Annotated in this window: 20 protein-coding genes; 6 read left to right on the top strand and 14 right to left on the bottom strand. The window is 46.7% G+C overall.

Translation table 11 applies throughout. The annotated features are described in order from the left end of the window. Nucleotides 1-3 precede the first annotated feature (3 nt). The 8 genes from J0A68_RS20895 to J0A68_RS20860 all read right to left on the bottom strand — a co-directional run bounded on the left by J0A68_RS20895 (nucleotide 4) and on the right by J0A68_RS20860 (nucleotide 11,770). On the bottom strand, nucleotides 4-1,116 hold the full coding sequence (locus J0A68_RS20895; RefSeq protein ID WP_206580201.1) for a hypothetical protein: 1,113 nt from the start codon (nucleotides 1,114-1,116) through the stop codon (nucleotides 4-6). A 3-nt stretch (nucleotides 1,117-1,119) separates the two neighbouring features. Next, a complete protein-coding gene (locus tag J0A68_RS20890; RefSeq protein WP_206580200.1) occupies nucleotides 1,120-2,760 on the bottom strand; it encodes a hypothetical protein in 1,641 nt (546 codons plus the stop codon). Nucleotide 2,761: 1 nt separating this feature from the next. Beyond that, nucleotides 2,762-3,883: a phosphoadenosine phosphosulfate reductase family protein gene (locus J0A68_RS20885; RefSeq protein WP_206580199.1), complete on the bottom strand. Its 1,122-nt coding sequence runs from the start codon at nucleotides 3,881-3,883 to the stop codon at nucleotides 2,762-2,764. Next, entirely contained in the window at nucleotides 3,884-7,108 is a 3,225-nt protein-coding gene (locus J0A68_RS20880; protein WP_206580198.1) for a hypothetical protein, read from the bottom strand. After that, nucleotides 7,101-7,961, bottom strand: coding sequence for a DUF4007 family protein (locus J0A68_RS20875; RefSeq protein WP_206580197.1), 861 nt, complete (start codon nucleotides 7,959-7,961; stop codon nucleotides 7,101-7,103). Before J0A68_RS20875 ends, J0A68_RS20880 begins: the two co-directional genes overlap by 8 nt. Nucleotides 7,962-8,082: 121 nt before the next feature. Further along, nucleotides 8,083-8,652, bottom strand: coding sequence for a hypothetical protein (locus J0A68_RS20870; RefSeq protein ID WP_206580196.1), 570 nt, complete (start codon nucleotides 8,650-8,652; stop codon nucleotides 8,083-8,085). A gap of 16 nt (nucleotides 8,653-8,668) precedes the next feature. Continuing rightward, nucleotides 8,669-11,050: a hypothetical protein gene (locus J0A68_RS20865; protein WP_206580195.1), complete on the bottom strand. Its 2,382-nt coding sequence runs from the start codon at nucleotides 11,048-11,050 to the stop codon at nucleotides 8,669-8,671. Nucleotides 11,051-11,398: 348 nt separating this feature from the next. Beyond that, on the bottom strand, nucleotides 11,399-11,770 hold the full coding sequence (locus J0A68_RS20860; RefSeq protein WP_206580194.1) for an endonuclease domain-containing protein: 372 nt from the start codon (nucleotides 11,768-11,770) through the stop codon (nucleotides 11,399-11,401). A gap of 560 nt (nucleotides 11,771-12,330) precedes the next feature. Here J0A68_RS20860 and J0A68_RS20855 point away from each other — a divergent pair. From J0A68_RS20855 to J0A68_RS20840, 4 genes are all read left to right on the top strand, one after another. After that, nucleotides 12,331-14,649 (top strand): type IA DNA topoisomerase, encoded by a 2,319-nt coding sequence (locus tag J0A68_RS20855; RefSeq protein WP_206580193.1) that lies wholly within the window; start codon nucleotides 12,331-12,333, stop codon nucleotides 14,647-14,649. A gap of 156 nt (nucleotides 14,650-14,805) precedes the next feature. Further along, nucleotides 14,806-15,135, top strand: a complete 330-nt coding sequence (locus J0A68_RS20850) for a carboxymuconolactone decarboxylase family protein (protein ID WP_206580192.1) — start codon at nucleotides 14,806-14,808, stop codon at nucleotides 15,133-15,135. 252 nt (nucleotides 15,136-15,387) lie between these two features. Further along, complete coding sequence (locus tag J0A68_RS20845; RefSeq protein WP_206580191.1) at nucleotides 15,388-16,911, top strand: FAD/NAD(P)-binding protein; 1,524 nt, start codon at nucleotides 15,388-15,390, stop codon at nucleotides 16,909-16,911. After that, a complete protein-coding gene (locus tag J0A68_RS20840) occupies nucleotides 16,895-17,818 on the top strand; it encodes an AEC family transporter (RefSeq protein WP_206580190.1) in 924 nt (307 codons plus the stop codon). Before J0A68_RS20845 ends, J0A68_RS20840 begins: the two co-directional genes overlap by 17 nt. Nucleotides 17,819-17,931: 113 nt before the next feature. Here the strand turns inward: J0A68_RS20840 and J0A68_RS20835 are convergent, their stop codons facing one another. The 3 genes from J0A68_RS20835 to J0A68_RS20825 are packed head-to-tail and all read right to left on the bottom strand — an operon-like array spanning nucleotide 17,932 to nucleotide 20,699. Then, nucleotides 17,932-18,705, bottom strand: coding sequence for a hypothetical protein (locus tag J0A68_RS20835; protein WP_206580189.1), 774 nt, complete (start codon nucleotides 18,703-18,705; stop codon nucleotides 17,932-17,934). A gap of 27 nt (nucleotides 18,706-18,732) precedes the next feature. Beyond that, nucleotides 18,733-19,533: a glycosyltransferase family protein gene (locus J0A68_RS20830; protein WP_206580188.1), complete on the bottom strand. Its 801-nt coding sequence runs from the start codon at nucleotides 19,531-19,533 to the stop codon at nucleotides 18,733-18,735. After that, the gene (locus J0A68_RS20825; RefSeq protein ID WP_206580187.1) at nucleotides 19,530-20,699 is read right to left on the bottom strand and encodes an HD domain-containing protein; all 1,170 of its coding nucleotides are present in this window, start codon (nucleotides 20,697-20,699) and stop codon (nucleotides 19,530-19,532) included. Before J0A68_RS20825 ends, J0A68_RS20830 begins: the two co-directional genes overlap by 4 nt. Nucleotides 20,700-20,969: 270 nt before the next feature. Here J0A68_RS20825 and J0A68_RS20820 point away from each other — a divergent pair, with 270 nt between their 5' ends. Together J0A68_RS20820 and J0A68_RS20815 are read left to right on the top strand one after the other, a co-directional pair. Next, nucleotides 20,970-21,965 carry a tyrosine-protein phosphatase gene (locus tag J0A68_RS20820; protein WP_317195139.1) on the top strand — a complete coding sequence of 332 codons (996 nt, stop codon included), beginning with the start codon at nucleotides 20,970-20,972 and terminating at the stop codon, nucleotides 21,963-21,965. Between the two features lie 271 nt (nucleotides 21,966-22,236). Further along, nucleotides 22,237-22,641 carry a hypothetical protein gene (locus tag J0A68_RS20815; RefSeq protein WP_206580185.1) on the top strand — a complete coding sequence of 135 codons (405 nt, stop codon included), beginning with the start codon at nucleotides 22,237-22,239 and terminating at the stop codon, nucleotides 22,639-22,641. Between the two features lie 207 nt (nucleotides 22,642-22,848). Here the strand turns inward: J0A68_RS20815 and J0A68_RS20810 are convergent, their stop codons facing one another. From J0A68_RS20810 to J0A68_RS20800, 3 genes are all read right to left on the bottom strand, one after another. Further along, on the bottom strand, nucleotides 22,849-23,436 hold the full coding sequence (locus tag J0A68_RS20810) for a DinB family protein (RefSeq protein WP_206580184.1): 588 nt from the start codon (nucleotides 23,434-23,436) through the stop codon (nucleotides 22,849-22,851). A gap of 57 nt (nucleotides 23,437-23,493) precedes the next feature. Continuing rightward, the gene (locus J0A68_RS20805; RefSeq protein WP_236025701.1) at nucleotides 23,494-24,108 is read right to left on the bottom strand and encodes a Crp/Fnr family transcriptional regulator; all 615 of its coding nucleotides are present in this window, start codon (nucleotides 24,106-24,108) and stop codon (nucleotides 23,494-23,496) included. Nucleotides 24,109-24,237: 129 nt separating this feature from the next. Beyond that, nucleotides 24,238-24,786 carry a TIR domain-containing protein gene (locus J0A68_RS20800; protein WP_206580183.1) on the bottom strand — a complete coding sequence of 183 codons (549 nt, stop codon included), beginning with the start codon at nucleotides 24,784-24,786 and terminating at the stop codon, nucleotides 24,238-24,240. Nucleotides 24,787-25,487: the final 701 nt, after the last annotated feature.

The raw sequence follows: 25,487 nt of genomic DNA, 5'->3' as shown, positions 1-25,487 counted from the left end.
GAATTAATCTTTATGCCAAATAATATCAGTCTCATATTCTCTAAACACCTCCATAGTAATCGGTGATCTATCATCCATATCAGCCAATTCAATAAGCAAAGAAAGCGACTCATTAAACTGCCGTATCGAAACATTTCCTTGCTCCGAAATAATTCTATCTACAACATTCTCATCAAATGGAAAAAATAAATTTACATCTTCACCAACTCTAAAAAAACTCAATAAATCTTTTAAATATAACTTCAACACATCCTTAGAAGGCAAATCAAAACTAATCCTCTCCTTTATCCTTGATCTAACACTATCATAAACATATTGTCCGAGATCCTCCACTGAAATCAAAGCCGATTGAGTTAAATTCAAAAACAACAACAAATTATTAGGAACGTTATCTAGAATCTCACGAATAAAATTATTGATTTTATCAATGTTTGTATTGTTTAAAACAGCAATGTCTTCAAATTCATCTATCCAAACGACAATACAAGAAAAAACCTCTTTATTGAATGTCAAACAAGAAAACAACAAAGAAATAACAGATGCATAATCTGTATCATCCTTTAATAATCTTAATATTCCAACGGAATTCAAACTCTTCAATTCGGAGGAATTCATAGTACCGTACAAATATTTCTTAATATCTAAGAACGGAACTGAGGATTCAAAAACAGCCTTAATAACACTACGAATATGAATATTTGCAGTAATCGAATCTATAAAATCATTCAGCCTTGGCAATATATGCTGAAAGGAAGCTCTTATATGATCAATATCGAGCTTATCTATAATAGAGATGAAAACACTATAAACAGGCTCCTTTCCTTTTGGCAATGAAAACACGAAAGAATATGGGACTGCCCTATCTGCTTTACTTGCTAAATCCTGCAAAACATCCAACTTAGAAAAATATCTAGCCGCGTGAGTCTTACCGCTTCCATACTCTCCCCAATTGAGAACAAGAGTAGAATTAGGAATTCTTATACTCCTCTCTATCCTTCTTTCAAACTTGCTTTTTATATCAACGAAACCTGCCCAGACCAATTCATTTGGATTTGTAGCAGGGGTCAGTCTAAAAGGATTAGTTTTAAGCTTAAATTTCTGTGTAAAATCAGTCATAATTTAAAAACCTTTTTGAATATATCCATCTTTGTATTGTTCTTGATATTTAAATACAAAACCCCTACTATTACTTTTCAACACCCTTAAAACAAATTCATATCCAACCAAAATCTTATCAGAAAAATACAACATGTATTTCGCATAATTTGCAGCTTGTGAAATCGTAACTCTATTGGGAGCTAATGTCCTAAACAATTCAAAACTATCATCTACATATTTAAATATCATATTTTCAATAAACCCAAAATCTACAGGATTTACAATCTCTCCGTTATTGAAACAATCATCATACAAATGAACTATAAACTTGTCGATAAAAAAATCAGGGGAAACAATGTTCGATTTATTTAGATCATTCCAAATAGCAAAATGGGAAAAAACTTTTCTACCAGCATTTGTCAAAACATATCTAGTCTTAAATGAATTAGATATCAGCCCTAGATCCAGCATCCAATTTAACCTAGGCATCAAAACATGTTCTAGATATACTCGTGGTTTATCCCAACTTTTAATTCTAGTAATTAAGTGAGCTATCTCTCTAGACACTTTTATATCATAGCCATACAAACTTTCTTTAAATTCACTTAAACGGGACAATAACTTACCTTGGAACAAATCCAACAATCTTGAATACTCAATTTCTTCTTCTATAAATATCAATTCCAAAAGATTACTAAAATATAAATAATCACTTTTTAAAATCCTTTCTAGAAAATACAATCTATCAAAATCATCTAGTACAAAAACATTCTCTTTAACTGAAAACTGATTTTGAACGGCCTGATATACCTTGAAATTTTTACCAACATGATATAAGTTATTAATCTTTGTCAATAGCCCCATATTCACAGCTACATCAATGTATGGTTTTGCCGACACTCCCGTCCTACTCTCAACAACTAAGCCTCTTCTATATTTATTTATATCTAAAGAAGATTGATAGGACAAACAAAAATTTTCAAATTTTTTGTTCATTGAAAACACTGGAACCCGACCGTACTCACCAACAAACCATGACAACACTTTAAAATACCCTAATCTCCTAACCTTTGTATTTGTTGAAATAATTGATATATTCTTATCATCCCTAATTAATTGATTTCTATTAAAAAAGGAAACATAAAAACTTGGCACCTTGAAAGAGGTTTCATACTCCAACAAAACACCCGTAAAGAACTTTCCAAAATCCAAATCCCACCACTTCTCTTCTTTAATTTCTATAGAAAAATAGTAGTTTCCTGGACTTTCACACATTGAATCCCCATAATCTACGTCAACCAAAGTACTGTGTATAATATTAGGAAAAAATGATATAATTTTTTTTAAACATATATAAAGTTCATTTGTAATTGACCTCGCATCATCACTATATTCTCTATCTCCTAAAAATTCAATTCTTCTTACCGAAAACGATGAGAAACTCAAATTTCCGGACAAAATTCTTTCAAAATCTTTACTAGTATCAATATAAAAAAAAGAATAGTAATCGTCCCAATATTCTTCTTCTAAATCTTCTTCTAGCTCCTCGTTTCTTTCAAATAAATAATAAATGCAATATTGGCCATATTCAAACACCAATTTATCCTCATGTATCCATGCACTATTACAAAACTTAAAATAATGTTCAAAAACTTCCTGCATTTCAAATAAAACAGCTAGCACACCCTACACCTTCCGCTTCCAAGATAGCATCTTGCCAACTACCAGAAGATTTTCTTTGCTCGCGGTGAGTTCTTAAATAATGTTCTTTTTTGATGGCAGCAACTCGCTCGGGTTGGGCAAGCGCCTCAAGTGTCTCCTCCATCCAAGTATAGCCTTCCTGCTCATAGCTCATGGCCTTCGCAAACAAATCCGGGTGCTGCTCAAGTAGCCATACCCACTCGATCTTCTGCTGATAGAAGCAGAAGAAACATCCCGAACGGCTACGGGAGTAAACTCCCTGCTTGATCTCTCCGTCTATCTCCACCTCGTACTTCAGCTGTCTATAATAGCCGGGAGCGCCTACTCCACTTTCGTCCAAGATCCTGAAAACATCAGCGAGTTTGATCACCTCTTCATTATCAAGCAACGGGAATTCATGCAGCTGTCCCACGGGATAGTCGGTCGTCTTCAGATATCGGAATACCGCTTGATTGTACTCCTTAATCCCCAAACGAAGTAGCGTCTCGAGCTTTTGCTTTTGTGTAAAATCCGGGGCAATACGCTTGGCAATGGTAGACTTTGCCATCTCAAACTCCTCCGTGGGAAATAGCTCTCGATAATAATCCAAGAGCTGCTCAATATTGGAATTGGAAAGTACCTTTTTGGTCACGTCCTCACTCCAGATATTTTCCCGGAAGGGAAAGATGGATTGCACATTGGGTTTCTTGGAGATGTATCCCTCCCGGTCTTCGTCTCCCCGGATGCCCACGTAGGATATGGTAGGCTCCTCTCCAATGTATTCCTCAAAAGGCTCGAGCTTCAATTTTTTGGTACACCAGCGTGCCATGGAGCTAGGCAGATAGCCACCGTAAAGCTCCAGAAAATGGTCAAAATTACTAGGCGCATTGGTGTGATTTTCTTTGATGGGATCTATACGCTTGATTTGTTTTCCTAAAGCACTTTCCAAGCGGTCGATGAGAGCGTAAGTCTCGTCAAGCTCCCGTCCTGTGTCACTGGTATAGTATTCGATGTCCAAGCCGGGATGGCGATCCCGAAGGTAGAGTGCCAATGCGGCAGAATCCTTACCACCGGAGATCCCTAACACATGTCTTACTTGAGCCATTTATAAAAAATCTTTTAACAATTTAATTAACGCCGCTTTACCAAGCAAGCGGTTTTCCTTCTTGTCAATCAACTTAGCCAAAGCGCTGGAAAGTTCCTCGGCCTGTTGTTGTTCTTCGGTCGAAAGCCTGATTTTAACGTGAAGGATTTTTCCGGTTTTATCCATCAAGTCAATGGAATAGGCCTCGTTTTCCTCCTGGTTTCCCAGATAATCGTGAACCAGCAAAACCTTGTCCAAGCCTGCAAAAGCCTCCTCAAATCTGTCCATCAGAATATGCTCCTCTTGGTCGTTGATCTGGTCGATGGATTTGCCCAACAGCTGATCAGCCAGGGATTTCAGCCAGCTGTCGCGATCGTCAAGCGCCGACATCAAGCGGGTATGAAATACTTTGAATTTCGGAATCAACAGATGGGATTTGACAGCCCGGTACCGCTTCTGAATCTGAGGTTTGTATTCCGCAAACACCCGACCCTCAGCACCAACAATTTCCAAAAGTCGAGACTCTATTCGGTTGAGAAGTTCGTCATAGGCGGTACGCAGCTCATAGATCGCTCCATTCAATTGATCCACAAAGCCTTTTAGCGTATTACTATCTTCTTCGAAACTGATCTTACCATATCCCAATGCAACAGGGATGGATTCAAACAAGGCTGCTGCGGGATCTTCGGCTTTGTTGATGGCCTTTCGAAATGCTTTCGCCTGCTGCGTCAGCTTGTCAGTTTGGACGGTATAAGCAGGAAGGTTTCTGTAAAATCGCACAAAGGCGCTGAAAATCCTGATAAAACTACTTCCTTGTCCTACCCCGTCGGAGACCGCGGTGATCTCCTTGTATTGATGGAAAAGATCGAGCTTCAATCCCTCGACCCGATACGACTTGATACTGAAATCGGAAGGCTTCTTGTGAATTAGATCCAGCACATCCGAGTCTATATAAGGCACATAGCCACGCTCGTTGTGAAACAATGCAAAGTCCTCCCGCGTGCTGATCAGGAAGATTGGCACCCAAAATTCCACAAATCCTTTTTTGAGTTTGAGGGACCCCGTCCTAAGTCCGGTATAGAAATCGTCAATATTTCGCCTGGAAAACACAGCAGAATCCAGAAACTCCAAACTCTGCTTCCAGAGAGGCAAGTAACTTACGTCCGACGGCTCGCCCAATTCAAAGACTCCGCCTACTCCTTCCCTGTGAATTCCCGTGTCTTTCAAAAGGGAGAGGTAGATGGTCTTTTGGGGCGGGAAGCGGTCTTGATCGTAACCCAAATCCTCCATGTGTGCACGCTCTAATAGATCCACTAGGAGCGCCTTTCTAGCGGTCATGATCGGTGAACTTAGGTGCTCCCGATTGGCCATTTCATTTCTGAATCGGGGAGCCAATCCGTATTTTGCCTCACAAACAGCCGAAAGCATTTTGTTGAAGCTGGTCTTGGAGTCTATAGTGATCTCATCTCCCCCATACAGCCAATAGCTGTCGGGAGAACTGGTAAAGAGATAGGTACCGATCAATTCGGTAACCCCGTTTTCGAGAAAACTCAGCTCCTCAAAAAGCATCTCTCGGGCCACATCGTCATCCTTGGCTTCAGTCTCGATGACCTTCTTTATCTTTTCGATTTCTAAAAGAAGCTCCCGGATCTTTCCCAAAGCATTGACCACTACAAAAAACTGCGGGTATTTCAGTCCCTCCGAAATCTCCAGCAGTTTACTTTTGATGTCCTCCTCTGTAAACAGAATATTCACATAGCCGTCCAACTCCGCCACCGGTTCTGTGAAATCCAGCTCCTCCACGAATCGGTATTGGAAAAGGCGGGGAGTACCGTATTTATACTGATAGGCCTTTGCCTGTACCACAGGCAGCTCAATATATTGCCTGAGAAGTTGCGTAACCGCAATATTCTGGTTCAGGTCTTTGCCCGCATTCTCAATTGCTTCCTCGATATTGAGGGTGGTTCCGGTGGAAAACCGAAACTTGTTGGATGCGTAGGAGAATGAGATTACCCGTTGATTTTTTAGGGTTTGGATCAACTTTTTGGGATTTGAAATCCCCATCGTCAACTTAGCGTACTCGGACAAAATGTCCCCATCCCAAGTGCCGAAATCCCTGGCAAACAAGTTGACCAACAAAACCGTCTTGAGGAGGTTTTCCATGTCCTCAAATTCCCCCTCTTTAGTGGAGAAGGAATTGACTTTTTCAAAAGCCAAAAACGCTCCTTCCCAAGATGCTTTATCCTGGTTAAACTTTCTATCGAGAAGAAAAGGTGAAAGTGTCGTGTAGAGGTAATCGTAGACCTTACCTAAGTGAAACCCCTGACCGGAATCGGGATTCCAGCCCCTTAGACCAACTTTTTCGTTGGAGGACAGAAAAGTAAACAGAGAGCGCTCGTTTTGCCCATATCTCGTGAGGGCATTCACCAAAACATAGGCAGACAGGTAATCCAAGGGATATAACTTTCTCGCCAAATCTGTATCCAATATTCCGGTATTGTTGATCAAATTGGATTTTTGGATCAGGTCTTTTAACGCAGCGAAGTTCGCTTCATCCAGCACTCGGTAACCCTTCTCAGATTGGCGCTCAGCGGCAAGGAAAAGTAGCTGTTCTATAGGTTCGTTGAAGCTGATGTCCAGCAATCTGCCCCGTACTTTTTCCCACTCATTTCTTTCAGCAGCCTTGAGGCTATAGAAATAGGAACCGAAATTCTGGTGAAGCGCGGTGATCAGCACGACATTTCGATCCGGGCTATTGGCAAACTCGGCAAGCTCTTGGATAAAGTAAAGCTCCGATCCGGGATCGTGAGCCACGGCATACTCCAGGTATTTCCCAAACTCATCCACCACAATCATTGTGCAGGAGTCATCGGATGTCTTCTGATCCAAGCCAAGCAAAATAGACTTCGTTGAATCTTCTTTCGCTTCTACTTTTTCGGCAAAGGCCTCTTTGAAGGAACGACTCTCCCCGATCAAATTGATAAAATCAAATGACTTGATCCCGTTGAAATGGCCATTCATTGCGCCAAAATAGGCATCAGTTTTACCACCCAAGTTTTGCTCCAATGCCCACAGGAAACTGGATTTACCTGTACCATAAGACCCTACGATATTGAAAGCCCTGTGCCCTGTCCGGAAATTGTTTGCTATACGCTCGAATACATTTTTGGCGTTTGGCGTGGGAATGTAATGGATATCCCTGTTCTGATCCCGAATGATATTGGTGGAAACTGAAAATTCAGCCATTGTAATACGCTATTAAAACTTCCCACTTGTCGAGGGTGGGATCAATTTGTACTTCTCTCCTTCCTGCGTCTTCCTTGAAAGTGATTTCCTTTGGATATAAATCACATAGCAGTCCTATATGTCGTTCCACTCCTTCATTGGTACATACCAAAGCATCCCCAACGGCATCGATGATCTCCTCAACGGAAATGGACTCGCGCCCTGGAAAAGCATCCAAAACGCAATAAAGAAAAACCCGAGCCGGTATTTCCTTTTTGGCATCGACGCGGAGCTGGAAAGTCTTTTCTTTGCCAGGTGCTGGAATCTCTGAAAGCAAATTCAGCTCGACGAACATGGATGATAAATCGTCCTCAATTCCCTTTCCAGACTTCTCCTCGACTAGGTACATCTTAACAAAGACCTTCACATCGCTTTCCAGCGTCTTGCCGGAGACCTTACCGTCTGTTTTTCGAAGAAGGAATTTTTCCAGTTGAGATTTCTGAAACTGATTTCTTCGCTGGAGTTTTCGGAATTCCTTGAAGAACAGTTGGTAGATACTTGCCTTTCCCAAACTCACCAAGTGATATTGCCAAACCCAAAGACTTCCGGGGTTTTCCAAGAACTCATCCCAGCCACCCTCCGAAAGCATAAAATTGGCCAACTCAGACACGTCTCCGTTTTCGTCTTTCACCCCAAAAGCCTTGAGCCAAAAGTGGATAGAGGCAACCATGTTTTTCCCAACACCCAAACGCGAAACCGCCTCATCGGCACCGAAATCCCCGCTATCTTCCAGAAAATCAACCCCTTTTTTGAGCCAAAAGCTTCGGCAATGGAAGGTATCATGACCGGTAAAAGTGAGTTTTTCGGGCTGCATTGGAGGTTCTAAGTCTGCTGTAAGTGCCTACAAAATAAAGGAAAGCAGAGTGAAAATATTGGAAAACCTTCTTTTTATCGAAATACAATATGTGAAAAGCTTACTATCAACTCTTTGCAATTCAGCACCCTTTTCTACCGCTGTTTTTAACAGAAATCCGCGTCCTTTCCAAAAAGAAATTCTCTTTCAAATGACACAAAATATCCTCGAGGTCAGCACATGTAAGCCTTGGATCCTGAAAAGCCTTAGGAAGTTCGGCGCGGTCCATAGTTGCTCGCTTCAAGCGCCGTCCCAGTATCTTTTCAGCACCTAATTTTGTCCCGGAATGAAGGTAGATCCTATCCGGGAACACTTGTACAAAGGCCCCAATCCGTTGCGCTGTATCATAGATCGTTAGTGGACCCACATCGTAAACCTTGCTTGCTTCCACCAATCGATAAATTTCATCAAAGGAAACCGCCTTTTCCAAACTATCAGCTTGTAGAATAATCGACTGTGAGAAATCTTCCAAGGTACGTTTGCTTCTTCTATATTGGTGCGGATGTCTTTTCCCGAGATGATTTTCTGCTAAAGCCGCATAGTAAACGGCTTTGGTTAAATCGCTTTGTCTAGAACAATGGAGAATCCATGTGTCTGGATTTTTAGTTTTGCTAGCGAGATACTGTTCTATGTAGGCCTCTATTTCTCCCATTGCGAAATATTGAATCTTAGTCTTCTAGAACTGAGATGAGATTTTCCATACCAAAATTCAACAAGAAGTCAGAGTAGTAACTATCAAAAATGTCCTTGACGTACTCGTCAACCTGCAAGTCCTTCCCATCTTCATTTAGAAGACTTACTCCCCTACTCTTTGTGGTCATGTATAAGAAAAGGACGTGGAAATATACGGCCGCCAAATACTTGCGCTGAGCCACCTCGATCTGCTCGGCATTGGTGAGTTTCTTTCTGTAGTTTAGAAAGACTGCACTATCGAGATTGATGTAAATTTTTTCCAACTTGTCTCCTTCAGCTAACAGATTTATTACTGTTTTGCGATCCATTTCAAGACTCCCCCACTCGTTCTCCTTCACCTTCACCAATTCCGGAAGCCCCAAACTTTCAAAATCTTCCTTGGGCTCTTCGACCTTGGACTTGGACGTACCTTCAGGAGCAACGATTTTCAGGAAAACAATCTCATCCTGATAGCTTTCTCCCGGACCTTTGAGAGAAGCCTTCAATTCCACTTCATCACCTTGACGAAGTTCTGTATTCGGATTGACCGTAATTTTGATTGTACCCTTGTTTGGGCTTGACACAGCGATATTCAATAGGTCAGTAGTTTCCAATTGCCCCTTTCCGGCTGCTGTCCCTCCGGTTGAGTTGTTGTCTTTCCTTTTAAAGTTGAGCACCGAAACCTGCAGATCCCCTGCTTCTTCGACTCGGTCGAAATAATGATCCTCTACGTCTGTTTCGAACTTTAAGGCTTTTTCTCCACCTATAGGCACATTGAAGACCTGGTCTGAGTCCTTTTTATTGTAAAGTCTAAAAAAGCTCGGGAATCGTTCGGGCTTAAAGTCCTTTTCTACTTTCTGCGTTTTTTGGGAATGATTTGTAGACGGCTTTACAGCCTTGTTTCGATCTTCTAGCCTAAGCGTATTCTGGAGGAGTTTAAACAACTCGCCATCTTTGGGAAGATTTTTGGCGAATGATTTCACAAGCTCTGTGGTATCCTCAGATTCCAATCCAATAGAATCCTTCCTCTTTTTGTTAATCTCAAGAAGTTTGGATTTCACCAAATTGTTCTTCAAAAACTCCCTCAGTTTGTTAGACTCTTCTCCTTGTCTCAGTCTGTCCCTAGAAGCCATGAAAAGTTCCTTTCTGAAATCAAAATTCAACTGACTGCAATCGACATTGATAAGCAGGTAGTCCTTAAGCAAATTAAACTTCAAACTTCTGGTTATAAATTCGGTCGTGTAGTAGCCATGTACTTGCCCGTTCATAGAAAAAAGTACGGACATTCCATTTTTGAAGAAGTTCCTAGCGATATCCTCTTTTGTTTGCTTAACCGTGCGGTCACCACGCTTTGCTTTGAAAACATAGCATGTCACCTTCATCTTCCCAAAGACACTGTCACTGTAAATCTCTGAGAACTTGTCCTCGACATAGTCATTCTCGTCTTCCAAGCGGCGCTGCAATCCGAAAACCGACGATTCAAGAACTTTGTTGTTAGGATAACGCTCCTTCCTATCTACAGCCAATACCGGAAGTACAGGCTTGAACAAAAATTCATTGAGATTTTGACTCAAATCCTGGGCAAAACCAGAGACTCCCTTCATTTGATAGGAGTACAGCTTGATTATTGTCCCTGTCTCAAATGTCCTATTGTAAAGATTCAGGTCAAGCTTTTCAATCGGAAAGGAAGGGATCAGATCTTTGATCAATAGGTACTCATACCAGGTGTTCTTTTTATAAACTTGTTCCTCCTTAGAAAGTGGATGCTCCCTAATCAAGGTAAATCCGAACTCTCCCGTTTTGTCATACCGCTTTGATCCTATCAAGTGGTACCCCTTTTTTCCGCAGAATACAATCGCTCCACTACCTCCCATATTGTATTTGCCTTGTACAAATTGGATTTCATTCTTATTGCCTCTTACAAGCGACAAAAAAGTATTTTCAAAGTCTTGAGGATGCTGGCCTTCACCGTTGTCATAAATAATCACAGCACTTTCCCTGGTAGGCCCGTCAGCAAGAATTTGAATTTCCTCCGCCTGTTTCTTTCTATTTGTTGTTAAATCCCAAGACTTCGACGCATTTCCAAAAAAAAGATCTATTGCGTCATCCATCGTCTTAGGCGCATCTTGGTTTTTTGGTGCAATGCCATTCTCGTAGCATTTTTTCATCAAAATGGCATCGATGGAATTGGTCACCTTCTCCACCAAAGCGGCGATAGGGTTTGACTGCTGATTTTCGATGATACTAAAATTGGACTCCAAGCCTCCGATGGGTTTCCAATTTTCATTTTGAAAGACGTTCGGATATTTGGAAATCACCAAGTCTACTTCGGACTCGGTTCCAGCTTTGAAAAGCTCTAAGAATAGATTTTGGGACATTGTTGTTACTAGCTCCTAGTCCAGCATACCGGTTACAAACGATTCAAGAAGAGTCGGCAAGACCAGAATGCAGGGATCGGGTAAATAAATGGGTTGCAGAACGGTGGTAGTGAGTTGGTAGGGCTAAGAAACGAAAAAATAAAAAACGGAAAATACCCAGTACTGGGTATTTTTACAACCTCACCCCTCCCTCTCCACATGGAGAGGGCGATCAATTCTGCTAAAAGTCGAGCTAGAAGATCACAGAAATCGAAGTATCTCACAAGAGATAAGAAAATTGGAGAAGGTTATTCCATGCAACACGGATCTAGTCCCCTCCCTTTAAGGGGAGGGTTAGGGTGGGGTAAATCAAGGCAGAACCGCCCTTATTTTCTCCAATACCTTCTGTAGCCCATCCACCACTTCCTCGTTTTTGAATCTTAAGACCCGAATCCCAAATTCTTGGATAATTTGGTCTCTATAAAAGTCATGCTCTTGCTGCTCTACCCCATCATGCACTCCGCCATCGAGCTCGATCACTAGACGGAGCTCGTGGCAGTAGAAATCGGTAATATATCGGTAGATTGGATGCTGGCGACGGAACTTGTATTCACCCAATTGCCTGTTTTTGAGGACTTCCCAGAGTAGCCTTTCTGCAGGTGTGAGAACCTTTCTCAACTCCCTTGCCCTTTGGTGAGTCAGGGATGATGCTCCGTAGAAAAGGTTATCGGAATATGTCATGGTCTAGGAAGTGACAAAAAATCTGTTGTTAAACAATTTGACAATAAATCTATTGCTAAATGATGCCCTCTATACTACCTCACCCCAGCCCTTCCCGATATCGCTGCGCTCTTCGGGATTCTACCTCACCCCAACCCTCTCCTAAAAGAGAGGGAGTTTGTGAAGCAATAGAACGAAGTTTTCATTTCCGCCGAGTCCATGCAGGTTATAGACTACAACCAATAAACCGGAATGCAGGGATCAACGGGTGGACAAATGGGTTGCAAATCCGTGGTAGTGAGCTGGTAAGGCTAAGAAAATATAGTTAGTTGACATTTCCTATCCTGCCCCCGTACAGTGGTCGGGACTGGCCCAAACCTAAAACAGCCCACCGGGCTGTTTCTTAACGGTTTGTCCTCCTATACAGGGTATTTTGACCAGAAAAAGACATTTGAGACCCAGTTCCGTATTCATTTTAGCAATCTCTATCCCCTTGGCGCACAGCGGATCAGTCATTTCCAATCCCCTAACGGCCCCGGCATCTTGGTGGGCTTAGGTGATTTTGGGTAGTTTCGCGTCAGATGAAAGTTTGCATTGCTGAAAAACCAAGCGTCGCCCGTGAAATTGCCACCGTCCTCGGGGCGAACTCCAAGCGGGACGGGTACTTCGAAGGAAACGGCTACATCGTCACCTACACGTTTGGCCACTTTTGCACGCTCTTGGAGCCCAATGACTACGAGCCCTTTTGGAAGAGCTGGAGCCTCAGCCACTTGCCCATGCTGCCCGAAAAATTTAAAACCAAGGTGGTGGACAATGCCGGGATACAGAAGCAGTTCCACATCGTCAAAAAGCTCTTCGAAACTGCCACCGAGGTGATCAACTGTGGTGATGCCGGTCAGGAGGGGGAACTGATCCAGCGATGGGTCATCGAGCAGGCCGGGTACAAGGGAGAAGTCAAGCGGCTATGGATCTCATCCCTGACTACGGAGGCCATCAGGGAAGGCTTCGAAAAACTGCAAGCCTCCTCCAAGTACGACAACCTCTACTACGCAGGCTATTCCAGGGCTATAGGCGACTGGCTGCTGGGCATCAATGCCACCCGCCTCTACACCGTCAAGTATGGAGGCTATGGACAGGTGCTCTCCATAGGCCGGGTCCAAACGCCTACCCTGGCGATGATCGTAAACCGGTATAAGGAAATCCAGAATTTCCAGCCCCAGCCCTATTGGGAACTCCAGACCGTCTATCGGGAGACCACCTTCAATTGCGAGGAAGGGAAATTCCAAAGAAAGGAAGACGGTGAAGCTTTTGCCAACCAGGTGAAAGCGCATGACTTTGAAGTGGTCTCCGTCGAAAAGAAAAAAGGCAGGGAATCCCCGCCGAAGCTGTTTGACCTGACCGGCTTGCAGGTGTACTGCAATACCAAGTTTGGGCTTTCCGCCGACGAAACGCTCAAAATCGCCCAGCAGCTCTACGAACAGAAAGTGATCACCTACCCCAGGGTGGACACCACATTTCTACCCAACGACATCTACCCCAAAGCAGGCGGCATACTGGAGAAGCTTAGCCAATACGAGGACTTGACCCGACCTATCCTAGGCAAGAAACTAAAAAAGTCTGCCAAGGTATTCGACGACAAAAAGATAACCGACCACCATGCCATCATCCCCACTGGCGTGCAGGGGAGCTTGCACGGGAACCACCTTAGAGTATATGACATCATCGCCAGACGCTTCATCGCGGTTTTTTATGAGGATTGCTTGGTAGCCAATACCATCGTCCATGGAAAGGTCGATACCGTTCCCTTTAAGACCACCGGAAAGGTAATCCTGGACAAGGGCTGGCGGGTGGTCTTTGAATCCCTGGAAAAAGAGAAGAAGGAGAAAGACGAGCTTCCTCTTTTCACCAAAGGCGAGAAAGGGCCGCATGAGCCTTCCTTTCTCCAGAAAGAAACCAATCCCCCCAAGCACTACACGGAAGCGACCCTATTGCGGGCGATGGAGACTGCCGGAAAGCAGGTGGACGACGAGGAGATGCGGGAACTGATGAAGGAAAACGGCATCGGTCGACCTTCCACGCGAGCGAGCATCATCGAGACGCTTTTCAAGCGGCAGTATATCGAGCGGAACAAAAAGCTGATCCTGCCGACGGAAACCGGGATTCAGCTGATCGATATCATCAGCAACAACCTACTGACCTCAGCAGAGCTCACCGGGCAATGGGAGAAGCAACTGAGGGAAATAGAAAAGGGGAATTACCATGCGGGCTCTTTTGTGAAAAACATGAAGGTCATGGTGGAGCATCTGGTCTATGAGGTGATTCGGGAGAACAGGCAAACGATCATCGCCCCTCCGTCGGAAGCGAAAGCCGCCGATAAGGGGAAGCCCCCAGAAAAAGAGAAGACGGCGGCTGCCCTGGTCGGATATGCCTGCCCCAAATGCCAGGAAGGCTCGCTGCTGAAAGGCAAATCCAGCTACGGATGCAGTGCCTACAAAAAGGGATGTGACTTCCTATTGCCTTTTGCTTTCGAAGGAAAGAAAATCTCGGAGAACCAGTACCTGCGCTTACTGCAAAAAGGGTCTACGGTCAACCTGAAGGGATTCAAAACCCAGTCGGGCGACAAAGAGGGATTGCTGCGGTTGGATAGTCAGTTCCAACTGGTGCTGGAGGAAAAGAAAACAGCGATTCCGCAGGAGCCAAAAAACACGCCGCCTGCTATTCCCTGTCCACAATGCCAGAAAGGCGACATCATCCGGGGGAAAACGGCCTATGGATGCAGCGCCTACAAGGAAGGCTGCGGCTTCAGATACCCCTTTGACACCCTTCGGGAAAAGGCGAAAGGCAAGCCGCTAAGCAAAGAGCTGGTTATCTCCCTGTTGAAGGAGAGCGTGGCGGGCTAGGCCCCTGTCCTCCCGGCTTGGGCAAAACCATAGAGACCATGCCATTTAGGCTATGGGTAGCCTTAATGGAAAAGGTGGGCAGTCCCGTCATTTGAAGGTGGCTATTTGACTGGGTTTTGGTTATAATAAACGCTCAAACCACTAATCCACAAGCAAATGGACGAATACCAAAACCCAAAAGACCGACGCTACACCAGGGAACTACTGGAATCCGCCCCTAAGGAGTCGGCAGCTTTTATGAACCTCAAGCACACCGCGGAGCGGGCCGACGGACTGATCCCGGTCAAATACCGGGAACTGATGTCCGTAGCAGTGGCATTGACTACCCAGTGCGCCTATTGCATGGAATCCCACATCCAAAACGCGAAAAAGGCCGGGGCCACCAAAGAGGAAATCGCGGAAGCGGTATTCATCGCCTCCGCCATCCGGGCTGGCGGTGCCGTGGGAAACGGGCTTCTGGCGATGCGCATTTTTGACGAGGTTTGAAACCGCGGAAGCTACGCTGGCTTTGCGGTAAAAGGACGGGAAATTTTGTCGCCACTTGTCTGGGGCAGTCCTACCTGAACTAATGTCCAAGCAGCCCTGCGATCAAAAAACAGGGGTTTATCCCCCTCTTCCATCCAAGAGCGGGAGGATGAGGCATGGAATCTACGACGATCCCATTTGAACCTCCATAAACCGGCCATCATGGCAAACCCCAAGCCGAAAAAGACAGTTAAGAAAATCTAAACCAAAAGCATGGAAAAGACTACGGTTGCCATAATCGGCGGTGGAGCTTGCGGTGTTGCCGCCCTGGCAGAGCTGATGGTACAGTTGAAAATCGCCGACCGGCATCGCGACACCCAGATCCTCCTGATCGAAAAGAGGAAAGAAGTTGGGCAAGGGCTGGCGTTTGGCACCGATCAACCGGGCCACCTGCTGAATACCCAGGCAGACTTGATGGGCATCCATTCCTTTGAACCCGACCATTTTTCCCGTTGGCTCAAAAAGCATCGAAAGGACAGTTCAGGGGAAGTGAAAGGCGGAGCTACTCTCGACGATTCCTACACCACGCGCCGTCTCTATGGGGAGTATATCAAAGAGCAGGCCCTTCACTACCTCCAGGAAGCCGGGAAAATCGGACTGGACGTGACCGTCCTCCACGAAGAGGCCATAGACCTGATTCCCAAGGATGCCCGCTGGCGCATACATTTGGCGACTGGGCCAGCCAGGATTGCAGACCACGTCATCCTCGTCCCCGGAACCCCCAAGCCAAACGACTTCCCTGAATTTGAAGGACTGAGCTCTTTTTTTGATTTCCCCTGGCCGAGTGAACCCATTGTCAATGGCATCCCAAAGGACACGGAGGTATGCGTGCTTGGATCCAGCCTGAGCGCAATCGACACGATCATGACGTTGACAGACAGCGGCCACCGGGGTAAGATCCGCCTTTTCTCCCTGGATGGATTGCTGCCCCGGGTACAGCCGAAGGAAGAAGCCGCCTATCGGCGAAAATTTCTGACGCTTTCCCGCGTACACCGGATTCGACGTACGGATTGGAGAGAACCCAAGGTCAAGGAATTGTTTCGGCTGTTTCAGCAGGAAGCGGAGCACTACCAAGGCGGGCCCATCGACTGGAAGGCCACCGGACGTGTGGGGCTCCCCGCCGACCAGCTGCTCGAAAGGGACATCCGCATTGCCCTGGAGGGTGGGGATGCTTTCATCAACATCCTGTATGACCTGCGCTATGAATCCTCCCAGATGTGGGAGTGGCTGTCGATTTCCGAAAAACAGAGGTTTAAGCAATGGCTGGGACCGTATTGGACGGTCACACGCCATGCAATGCCCCTGGTCAATGCCGAACGGTTAAGTGGGCTTTTCAAAAGCGGAAGGTTGGAAGTCAACTTCCCCATGCATCGGGTAAGCTATGACGGGGAGAGGGAAAAATTTGTGCTGGAATACGGCAACGGGCAGCGCCATGAGGGCTCGTATCTGATCAACGCGACCGGCCCCGCGACAGAGGTCGGGAAAATGAAATCCACCCTGATGCAAAACCTGCTGAAAAGCGGAGTCGTGGAAGCCTATCCGGTGTGGGGAATCCGGGTGGATCCCGACCGGATGGAGGTGATCGGCAAGCACCAATCCCATGGGAACCTCTATGCCGTGGGGCATATCTGCAATGGGGTTTTACTGGACGTAAACGCCGTTTGGTTTAATGTCCGGTGTATTGCCACGCTTTGTAAGCACATCACCAAAAAGCTGGCGCATGGAGGTACTGATTGAGCTGTTCCAAAACCTCCTGCCGGTATTGGCTTTTATCGGAGTGGGCTGGTTTCTCAGAAAGCGGCTTGGCATCAACCCTGCCCTTGTTTCTACCCCCTTGGTTTTTGTACTCATCCCCGTTTTGGTGGTGTACAATGTCTCGGAGGCAGACTCATCCAAAATCGCCCTCATCCCCGTGCTTTCGTTTATGGTTTCCCTGGCCATGAACCTCCCTGCGCTGTTGGCGAAGAAAACGCTTGCCAAGCGGGAAGACACCAACCTTCTGAAATCCTCATTCACGTTCTTCAACGTCCTGTTTTTTGGACTGCCCGTGGTCTCGGCCCTGTTTGGCAAGGAGGCTACGAGCATACTGATCTGCGTGTACCTGGGCACGGCCGTGTATGGCGACATCATCGGTTTCTTCCAGGTAGCCAAGACCAAGCTGTCCACCAAGGAAGCTGTGAAGGAAATCCTCAAAGTGCCTTTTATCTATGTTTTCATCGTGGCTATAGCCATCAAGATCTGGGGGCTGGAAATACCGGACAGCTTCTCCCCCGTCATGGACGTAGTGGGCTGGGTGGTTTCCGCACTGGGGATGATGATCGTGGGAGTGCATCTGGACCAGGTGGACTTCAAAAACACCAAGATCGCCTACTTCGGAAAACTGTTGGGTTTCAGGATGCTTTCGGCGGCCCTTTTCACCTTTTTGGTCATCGGCGGAGAATACCTGCTATGGGAAAGCCTGGATATGGAGGACTATCTGATATTGGCCCTTCTCCCCTTTCTTCCGGTCGCCTCCAACATCTCCCTGTTCGCTTCCTTTTTGGAAACGGAGGAAGAGTGCTTTTCCCTGGTGGTCTTCTTTTCCATCCTGCTGTCTTTGGCCGTGGTGCCTGTGGTGGCGCAGTTTATCCCTTCTCCAAGCTAAGGCCGGCAGGAGCCATCGGCAAAAAGAGGTGACTGAGACGGACCGCAAGCGGCGCCTCAATCCCTAAAAAAACAACGACAAGCGGCAGGCCTCAAACGGAAGGGCTGCCATTTTCAGCGGATAGCTTGAGCCAAAAGCCTGCTCAAAAAACACCCGTCCTTTTGGATGTCCTCGGTACGGAATAGCTTATACCAGTCCGGTGTCCAGGAGTTGTGCAAAACCAAAAAATGGGTATTTGGCTTTTTTTGGGAGTTTTCGCTGAAATAATATTCTACATAGGCTCGCTTTCTGCCTTCCGGCGAAACATCCACCAAACCCAGGTTTTCGGGAAGAAAAACATCCTTGTCCAGTATTTTCACACGATCCGTCCACTTGCGGATCAGCGGCGCCAATAGTGGATTGCCAAAACTGGTGGGTTTTACCCCACCGGAATACATCCCGTCAAAGCCCAGAGTCCCTGGATTTTCAAAAACCGCCAACAGTTCGTCGATCCTTTTTTTCCATTCCCGGAGAATCAGGCTGTCGCCCCTACCCAGGATAAACGCCGCATGGCAGAACGGCACGTTCTCATCTCCGACCATCACCAGTTCGTGGCTGTCCAACAGTTCCTCCAGGTAGCGAATGCTGCCGAAAAACACCGTATCAGCATCGATGAAATAGCCCCGATACCGGTTCATCATGTAAACTGCCACGATGTCTCCCTGCGCAGCCGGTGGAAAGGCCATCAGCCTCTCCACCGGCAGTTCATCCCGCGGTATGAATTCGTTCATATTGGAGTGGTCCAACAGCACCCAATCGTACCCGGACTTCGAGAAGGTCTGAAGGCACATCCTGATGTATGCGGGCATCGGCCCGAGCCAAAAAGTGAAAATCTTCGTTGTCAGCATTTGCACAAAGTCTGTTTGTCGATTGTTTCAGGACTCCAGCCGCATGCGACCGAACCGTCCCAGCATTTCGGCTTCCTCCCTTCTCCAACTGCGAAGCGAGGGAAAATCGGGTGCGGATCCATCCCACGGCTTGATCCTTCTACCGACCCTCCCCGCCCAGTGGAGTATGCGTATTTCGGGCAGGTCCTCCAGATATCTGCTGTCATCGGGAATCTCAGGATGTCCACCGACATACAGGTAGTTGTAAAATCGCTCCAATTCAAGGACCTCCATGTTCATCTCGGAGATGTATTGGTTGATCAATGGCTGATCCACCATATGCCCGTGGTCCAGGGGCAGCCTTTCGAGCAATTCGCCGTAAACTTCCATCCCGATGAGCCGTCTGTTGAGAACGAAAAACCCGGTGTTGAGCCAAACTCCTCCGTTGCTCCTGCACCGGGTTGCCGCGAAATCGAAGCCTATAGTCAGCACTTCCGAAAAATCCCTGAGGCACATCATATCCGAATCGAAAAATACCACCTGGTCTGCTTCCGTCTGTCGAAATGCCTCCAGGGTCAAAAATGCCGGACGGTGAAACTCGTCTTCCAGCCGTCCCAGTTCATACCGGGGCTGAAATACCTCTTCCAATTCCGCATGGGGACAGATTTCCAGGATATCCCTGCGGTAATCGGCACTCAGGCTGCTGAAGGTACGGTTGAAAAAAACCTTCAAACGGCTCTTCCCGAATGCGGCGACATGTTTGGCCAGGGAATGGAGCATCACCAAGGTACCTGGAACAAAGGCGTCATTGGTGACGGTGCAGTACATGCGTCGGCTCGGGTCGGTCATTTTTGGAGCTGTTTGTTAGCTGCCAGCCGGAGCATCGCCCCATGGCTCAGGTCACTGGAAGTATGTCCCGGCCGTAGTTGTATCCCTCCGTAGACTAGCTTTTGTCCCGTCCTTTCCCTACAAGCTCCGACCAGCCTTTCTGCCAGGGGGTTGGGATTTTCACCCCTGGCCACCAGTATGGCATCGTCACAGGTGGCGTGCAACAGTGCTACCGACAGCCCCTGCTGCGGGTTGGCGTTGAAATCCCGGCAGATCTCCGGAATGGTCTCCCTAAAAAAGAGCTCCATTCTTCGGCATAATCCATACACTTCGCCTACGCCTTCCATTGCCGCCCGTCGCAGAACACCGCTCATCCCGGATACATCCAAGCGGAAATAGGTGACCATGGCATTCCCCTGCCCCGAAGCGAGATCGACGAGGGAAGTATCCATCAAAGGGCAGTCCCCACCCAAGTCCGCAAGATAGCTGCCCCGCGGAACGCTCTCCCCGTCTGGGTATCGGGAGGCGGGATAGACCCAAAAAGGCAGGCTTTCGAGGGCTGATTCGAGTCCGCTTTTCCGGTTGGCGAGATTTCGCCCCCCGTACTGAAAACTCCAGAAGTCGGAATTCGCCAGTCCCCGAGCAAACCGTACGACGTAATCGGACTCAGCCTCGCCGGAGTTCCCACTGAAGCCTTTCCATCCAGCCAGTTTATCCTTGGAATGCTTTCGCTGTTCAAGGCCGGTTTGGGATTCGGAGGTTTCCCTTGCCTGGCCTTCCACATCACCATGGTCGATATGCAGTTCAAATCCGATTTCCGGTATTCCGTGTATTTTGTTGAATTCAAGAAGGCCATCGTGCAATTTTTGCCGAAAGTGGCGGGGAATCAGGAACATTCCGCCCCCCAAACCCCAAAACACGCGGTTTGCTCTGGGTATTTCCAGCCTGTCCACCAGAAAGGAGGTAGCTACATCCATGTAAACAGACGCGGTCAAATATCTGCCACGAAGCTCCCGAAGACTCACCCGGTCGGAGTCCGGGTGCAAAAACCGACGGATATTGCGAAAGGACACCTTGGTCAGCGTCCCGATTGTCGAGATAGGTGTAGCCATCGACTCCAGGGGGGAAATCCTGGCAAACTCCCCGTGCATGGCCGGGAGATGGCTGAGCAGAAAGGCTTGGGCCACCAACGCCCGAAAACAGGGTTCTCCCCTTTCGGGCCCCTTACCCGGCAGCTCTTGCGGCCTAGTCCGGCGGTTTGTCTCGGCAGCGAGCCGTAGGCCCGTGCCAACCCATTCAATGACAGATTTGCTGGCAGCCATTCGGTTTGTTTTGGGGGACAGAGGAATTGATCACCCGTGTGGGGACTCAATTCAATTTACTTTTTTTTGCATTTATTCGATACTTTTAATGATACCAAAATTATCCAAACCCCATTGTTTGGCTATAGGCTGCGCATGAAAAACCAATATCCCGAGAGCTGGTCACCATCGGAAATCACGGATCGTTTTATGGCCTGTTTCCATGCCTGTTCCGAACACCACCGGAAAGGTGACCCGGAATTATACCGGCAGAAGTACAACGAGGCCATTCGGTTTGCCAATGCGATGCGATGCCTCGCTACCGGCAGGCACTTGGATTCCCATGCTCCATCGCATCCCCCAGCCTATGGCCGTGGGCCGCTGCCCCTGGATGGCCCCATAGATCTTCACAAGGCCAACGGCGAAAAAAGAAGATTACTTGAGTTCTTTTTTTCTTCCGCCGCGGATTTTCTTTCGGATCCGCTTTTGGCAGAGACCAAACAAGAATGTGAGGCCATATTCAAGAGGGACAGACTTTGGAATTTTAGGGATTTCAGTCTTTTCAATCCGTTGATCAAGCCCGGAATACTGTATCGAAGCGCCACCCTCACCCTGGTTCAAAAAGAGTCGTTCTTTAACAAAATGTTGTTGGATACCAAAATCAAAACCGTGGTTGATCTGAGGTCCACGCGTGAGGCAGTTGAAAAATGCTATTCGGCCGACAGTCTCCGGCTTGTCAAGCGAATCGAAGCCCCAATCGACCATTTGGCTTTCTCGGCAGGGATCATGAAAATCGACAAACGCGAAGCCGATTCCAAAGAGGTCTATCGGTTCTTTGCGCTGTGTGCCGCCGTAGCCGTCAGAACTGCCCTGGAGGGGATTTTGGACGCGGAAGGGGCGTGTGTGGTGCATTGCCACTCCGGAAAGGACAGAACCGGTTTTCTTGCCGCCCTTATCCACCTGCTATCCGGGGCAGACAGGGATATGATCCACGCGGACTTTCTCGCATCCGGAATGGACACCAAAACAGAAAACCTGGAGGTGGCACTGCGTATCCTGGCGGCAAAAGGGGGAATAGAAAACTACCTGTTGTTTTGTGGCATGGATTCCGGGAAAATCTCCGCTCTGAAAAAGAAGCTTGCAGCAGCTTAAACTATACCCAATGCCTGGCAGGCGGATACGGCAAACCCAAAGAAGGACAAAGCGAAAAATTCGTAGAGGCAAGTCATGATAATGAACATCTTAACCTAAACAATGTTATAAAAACTATATAATCTGTGAATTTAACTGTACATTGTAGTGATGTATTGGCATTAATCCAATAACCGCCATTCCTTTTGCTGGTTTGATACCTCAAAAACCTAAAGACAAACCTATTTAGGCCAGCCAAAGCGAAACAACAGCCTACCCATTTAACCTATCCATGAAAACCCTCCAGGAGGTTCAGTTAAAGGTCGATTTTATCACGATGGACCAGATGTTCGCGATTGCGGAAAAAAACGAAAGCATAGTCTTCAACCTGTCGGAAATAGCTTCCAAAAGAAAGGAGGTTTATTTTGAACGATTGGCGGGACAAGACCAAAGCCATTTGATCAGTGCATTCGGGAGGTGGATAGTTGTTTTCGACCTTGTCGAAGAAACGGGTGGCAAGGAAAAGTCACCCATGCAGTTTATCGACCTGAATGCTGACCCACTGCTGGTAAGGGGATTCATGGAGGAGTCCAAGGATGTCTTCGAAGACATCATGGCCGCGCTGGAGGAATACAAAAAGGCCTATAAACCCAGCGTCCACAACTTTGTCAGGTTGGTCGGAAGGATTTCCAGCTGATCGTTTTCGGAAATCCGGATGACTAACGGATTGGTGTTCCATTTACGCAACCAAGCTTGGTCTTTGTACAGCTAAGGGAAAAGCAAATTTTCATCGAAGCCTGCATTGCCGATACCACAAAGTAAGCAATCCAAGAATAGCCTTCCTATATACAGCACATGGCTGCTTGACCATTCGGGTAAGTAAGGTATTCCCGGAAACCATACGCTACCCGACCGTGGATTCCAACCCACGGAATTGCGGACTATGAATTGGCGTCTCGGTTAGGTTATTCTTTGCCTGCCTGATATGTCTGAGGTTGTGATACACGACAACTTTGAAGGTATCTCCCAGCCTAAGCCTAATCCATTTGGAAATGGAAATGGAGGTTTTCACCTTCACCAAGTCGGTGTATTTTGACTTTTCCAGCAGCTCCAAAATCTCTTTTTGCTGCCTGATGAACCTGTCCAAAACCCTAACATCCAAGTCGGAATTCAAGGGGTTCATGGACCGAAAAGTCTTCATTTTGTTCAGCCTTTCTTTGGGAAGCATCATGCTTGCGAAATAACCTCCCAATAGGCCGCTTTGGAAATCTTCGGACTTTGGGTACGGGGACCTTTCCAATCGGCGTCTGATCTCGGGTATATAAAAATCTCCGTAGCGGTTCAGGTGCTCTATGCACTCCAAAACACTCCAACTTTCCGCGTGGTCCTTATGGCGCAGCTGTTCCAAGGGAAGGGATAGAAAAAACAATGCATCGTTGATATGCTGGCTGGTGTATCCCTTTAATTCGTCGATCAAGTCCGCTGTCTTCATAATATCAAGTTTTGATGCAAAGAAACACCCTCCGCCAGGTTGAAACATTGATCCAGATCAAGTTTTCTTGAGCCTGGAAAGCGTCTCCGGGGACATTCTCAGGTAGGACGCGATATGTTTGTTGGGTATCTCCTGGAACAGTTGGGGACTTCTCTGCAAGACCCTAGCGTATCGCTCCTTTGGCGAGCTGATCAATATATCCTTTTCACGTTCGATCTGATGCAAGATAAGCTGTTGCAGCAAATCGTTCCAAAGCCTGGTCAATTCTACCGATTGCCCAAGCAGGCTAAGAAAATTGCGTTTTGATATGACTTTCAGCGTGGTGGATTTGATAGCCTGGATATAAAAATCGGATGGTTTTTCCGAGATAAAGCTGTCCAATGAAGCTATGAAATTACCCCTGTATCCAAACCGAACGACATGCTCCTCGCAATCATCCAATATCGATATCTTCATACTGCCGGAGACAATATAGAAAAGGTTTGTCTCAACAGTACCGGCAGTCTTTAGATAGTCGCTTCTTTTAAGCGTAAGACTTTTGTCCCAGAAACCCCCATTTTCGATATGGTCAAAGAGAATTTTAATCGCATCCATATTGAAATCTGTCTCTGATTTGAAACCTGTCACCTCGCTGCTCTCCGACAGGGTCAAAAGGCACTGGGTGAACCCCATACTCCACCTGCGATAAAAACGTGTCGTTCAAAATTCTTCAGCTTTGGTTCCGAACACGCCAAACAACCTTAGTATAATCGCCCCAAGGCTTGGAAAGGTTGCCCCTAATTTCCAAAAAAGTACCTTTCCCTAAAACCATTCAATGATCCTCCCCAAAAGTCCTTGCGGATTGATTTTCGGCTTTTGGATATTTCTGATCAAATGGAACGACGTCCGATTTTTATAGGCTTGCTCCAAGCTTGGATAAAATCGTTCCGCGATATCCTTCCAATCCAGCCTTACCGCATAGCCAGAATCCAGGTTTTCCAGGAGTCTTTTGGGTACGTGGTGCTGGCCCACCGGCAGGAAAAGCGCGACAAGCCCCTTGGGGTTGGACACCCTTCGTGCAGGCCCCGAGGCCTTGACTTTTTGCAAAGAATACCAAATCTCCCAATCCACCCAATCACTCCCCCCAGTCTTCTCTCCCACCAGGACCAAGGTAACCGACGAAGACCAAATCCGGTGTTGGATCTGCCTGGAAATGCCGTACTTGGAGCTTTCGGACAAGTCTAGATCCCTAAAGCCGTAATCCCTCATGTGGCTATCCTGTAACGTGCCCCGAAGATCCATCAGAAATTGAAAATTGGATCTATGGTGGTAGGAAACGAAAAAATTCCTTCTTGTTGCCTGCTTGACCATCGCTGTCCCATTTAAAGGCTCTGAAAATACGAAAAAACGAAGCGACTGCCAACCCCGGCAAGGAGGAGTTCCCACCCCGCATCCCAAGTTTCTCCGGCGGTTTGAGACATACACAGCGACTGTATTTTTCAACCAACCGCAAACCGGCTCCAATCTATTTCTACAGACTATCCAAAAGTCTGGCCTTTTTGGGGGAGCGGCAATGTCTTCATGTATTGGTTTGGGCATCCAAGCTCTAGAATTGGGTTCCCATACTCGATACAAAAAAAGTTTTCAGACAATCCAACTACGAAAAAAAACCAAGCAGCTCAAGCCATATCCGGTTCGAATACCCTTTTCCCAGTTTCAACAACCCAATTCTGCATCTCAAACTTCAAGGGGAGTACATACGGATGCCAACATACAAACTACAAAAAGTTTACAACGACCAGACGGACTAAAAACAATTGCTAAATAACGGCAACTTACTTAATTTAAAACTAATACGTTTTAAACAAGTACCCATCCAGAGCGAAGAAAGTGCAACCGTCTCTTGATTTTTAATGCCGTTGAATGCCAAGATCTACATCGTGGACTGAGCATTCCCCAATCTTTAGGACAGGAATGGTTTGAGGTCAAGTATACAGGAAGGGCGTGAGTTTTCCATATTTCCACACCTGAAAATCCCTATTTAGATTTTCAAGAAGTGTGGGAATGTGGGA

The organism is Algoriphagus oliviformis (assembly GCF_017254915.1).
GTDB classification, from domain to species: domain Bacteria; phylum Bacteroidota; class Bacteroidia; order Cytophagales; family Cyclobacteriaceae; genus Algoriphagus; species Algoriphagus oliviformis.
This window is presented reverse-complemented; position numbering and strand designations above follow the sequence as displayed.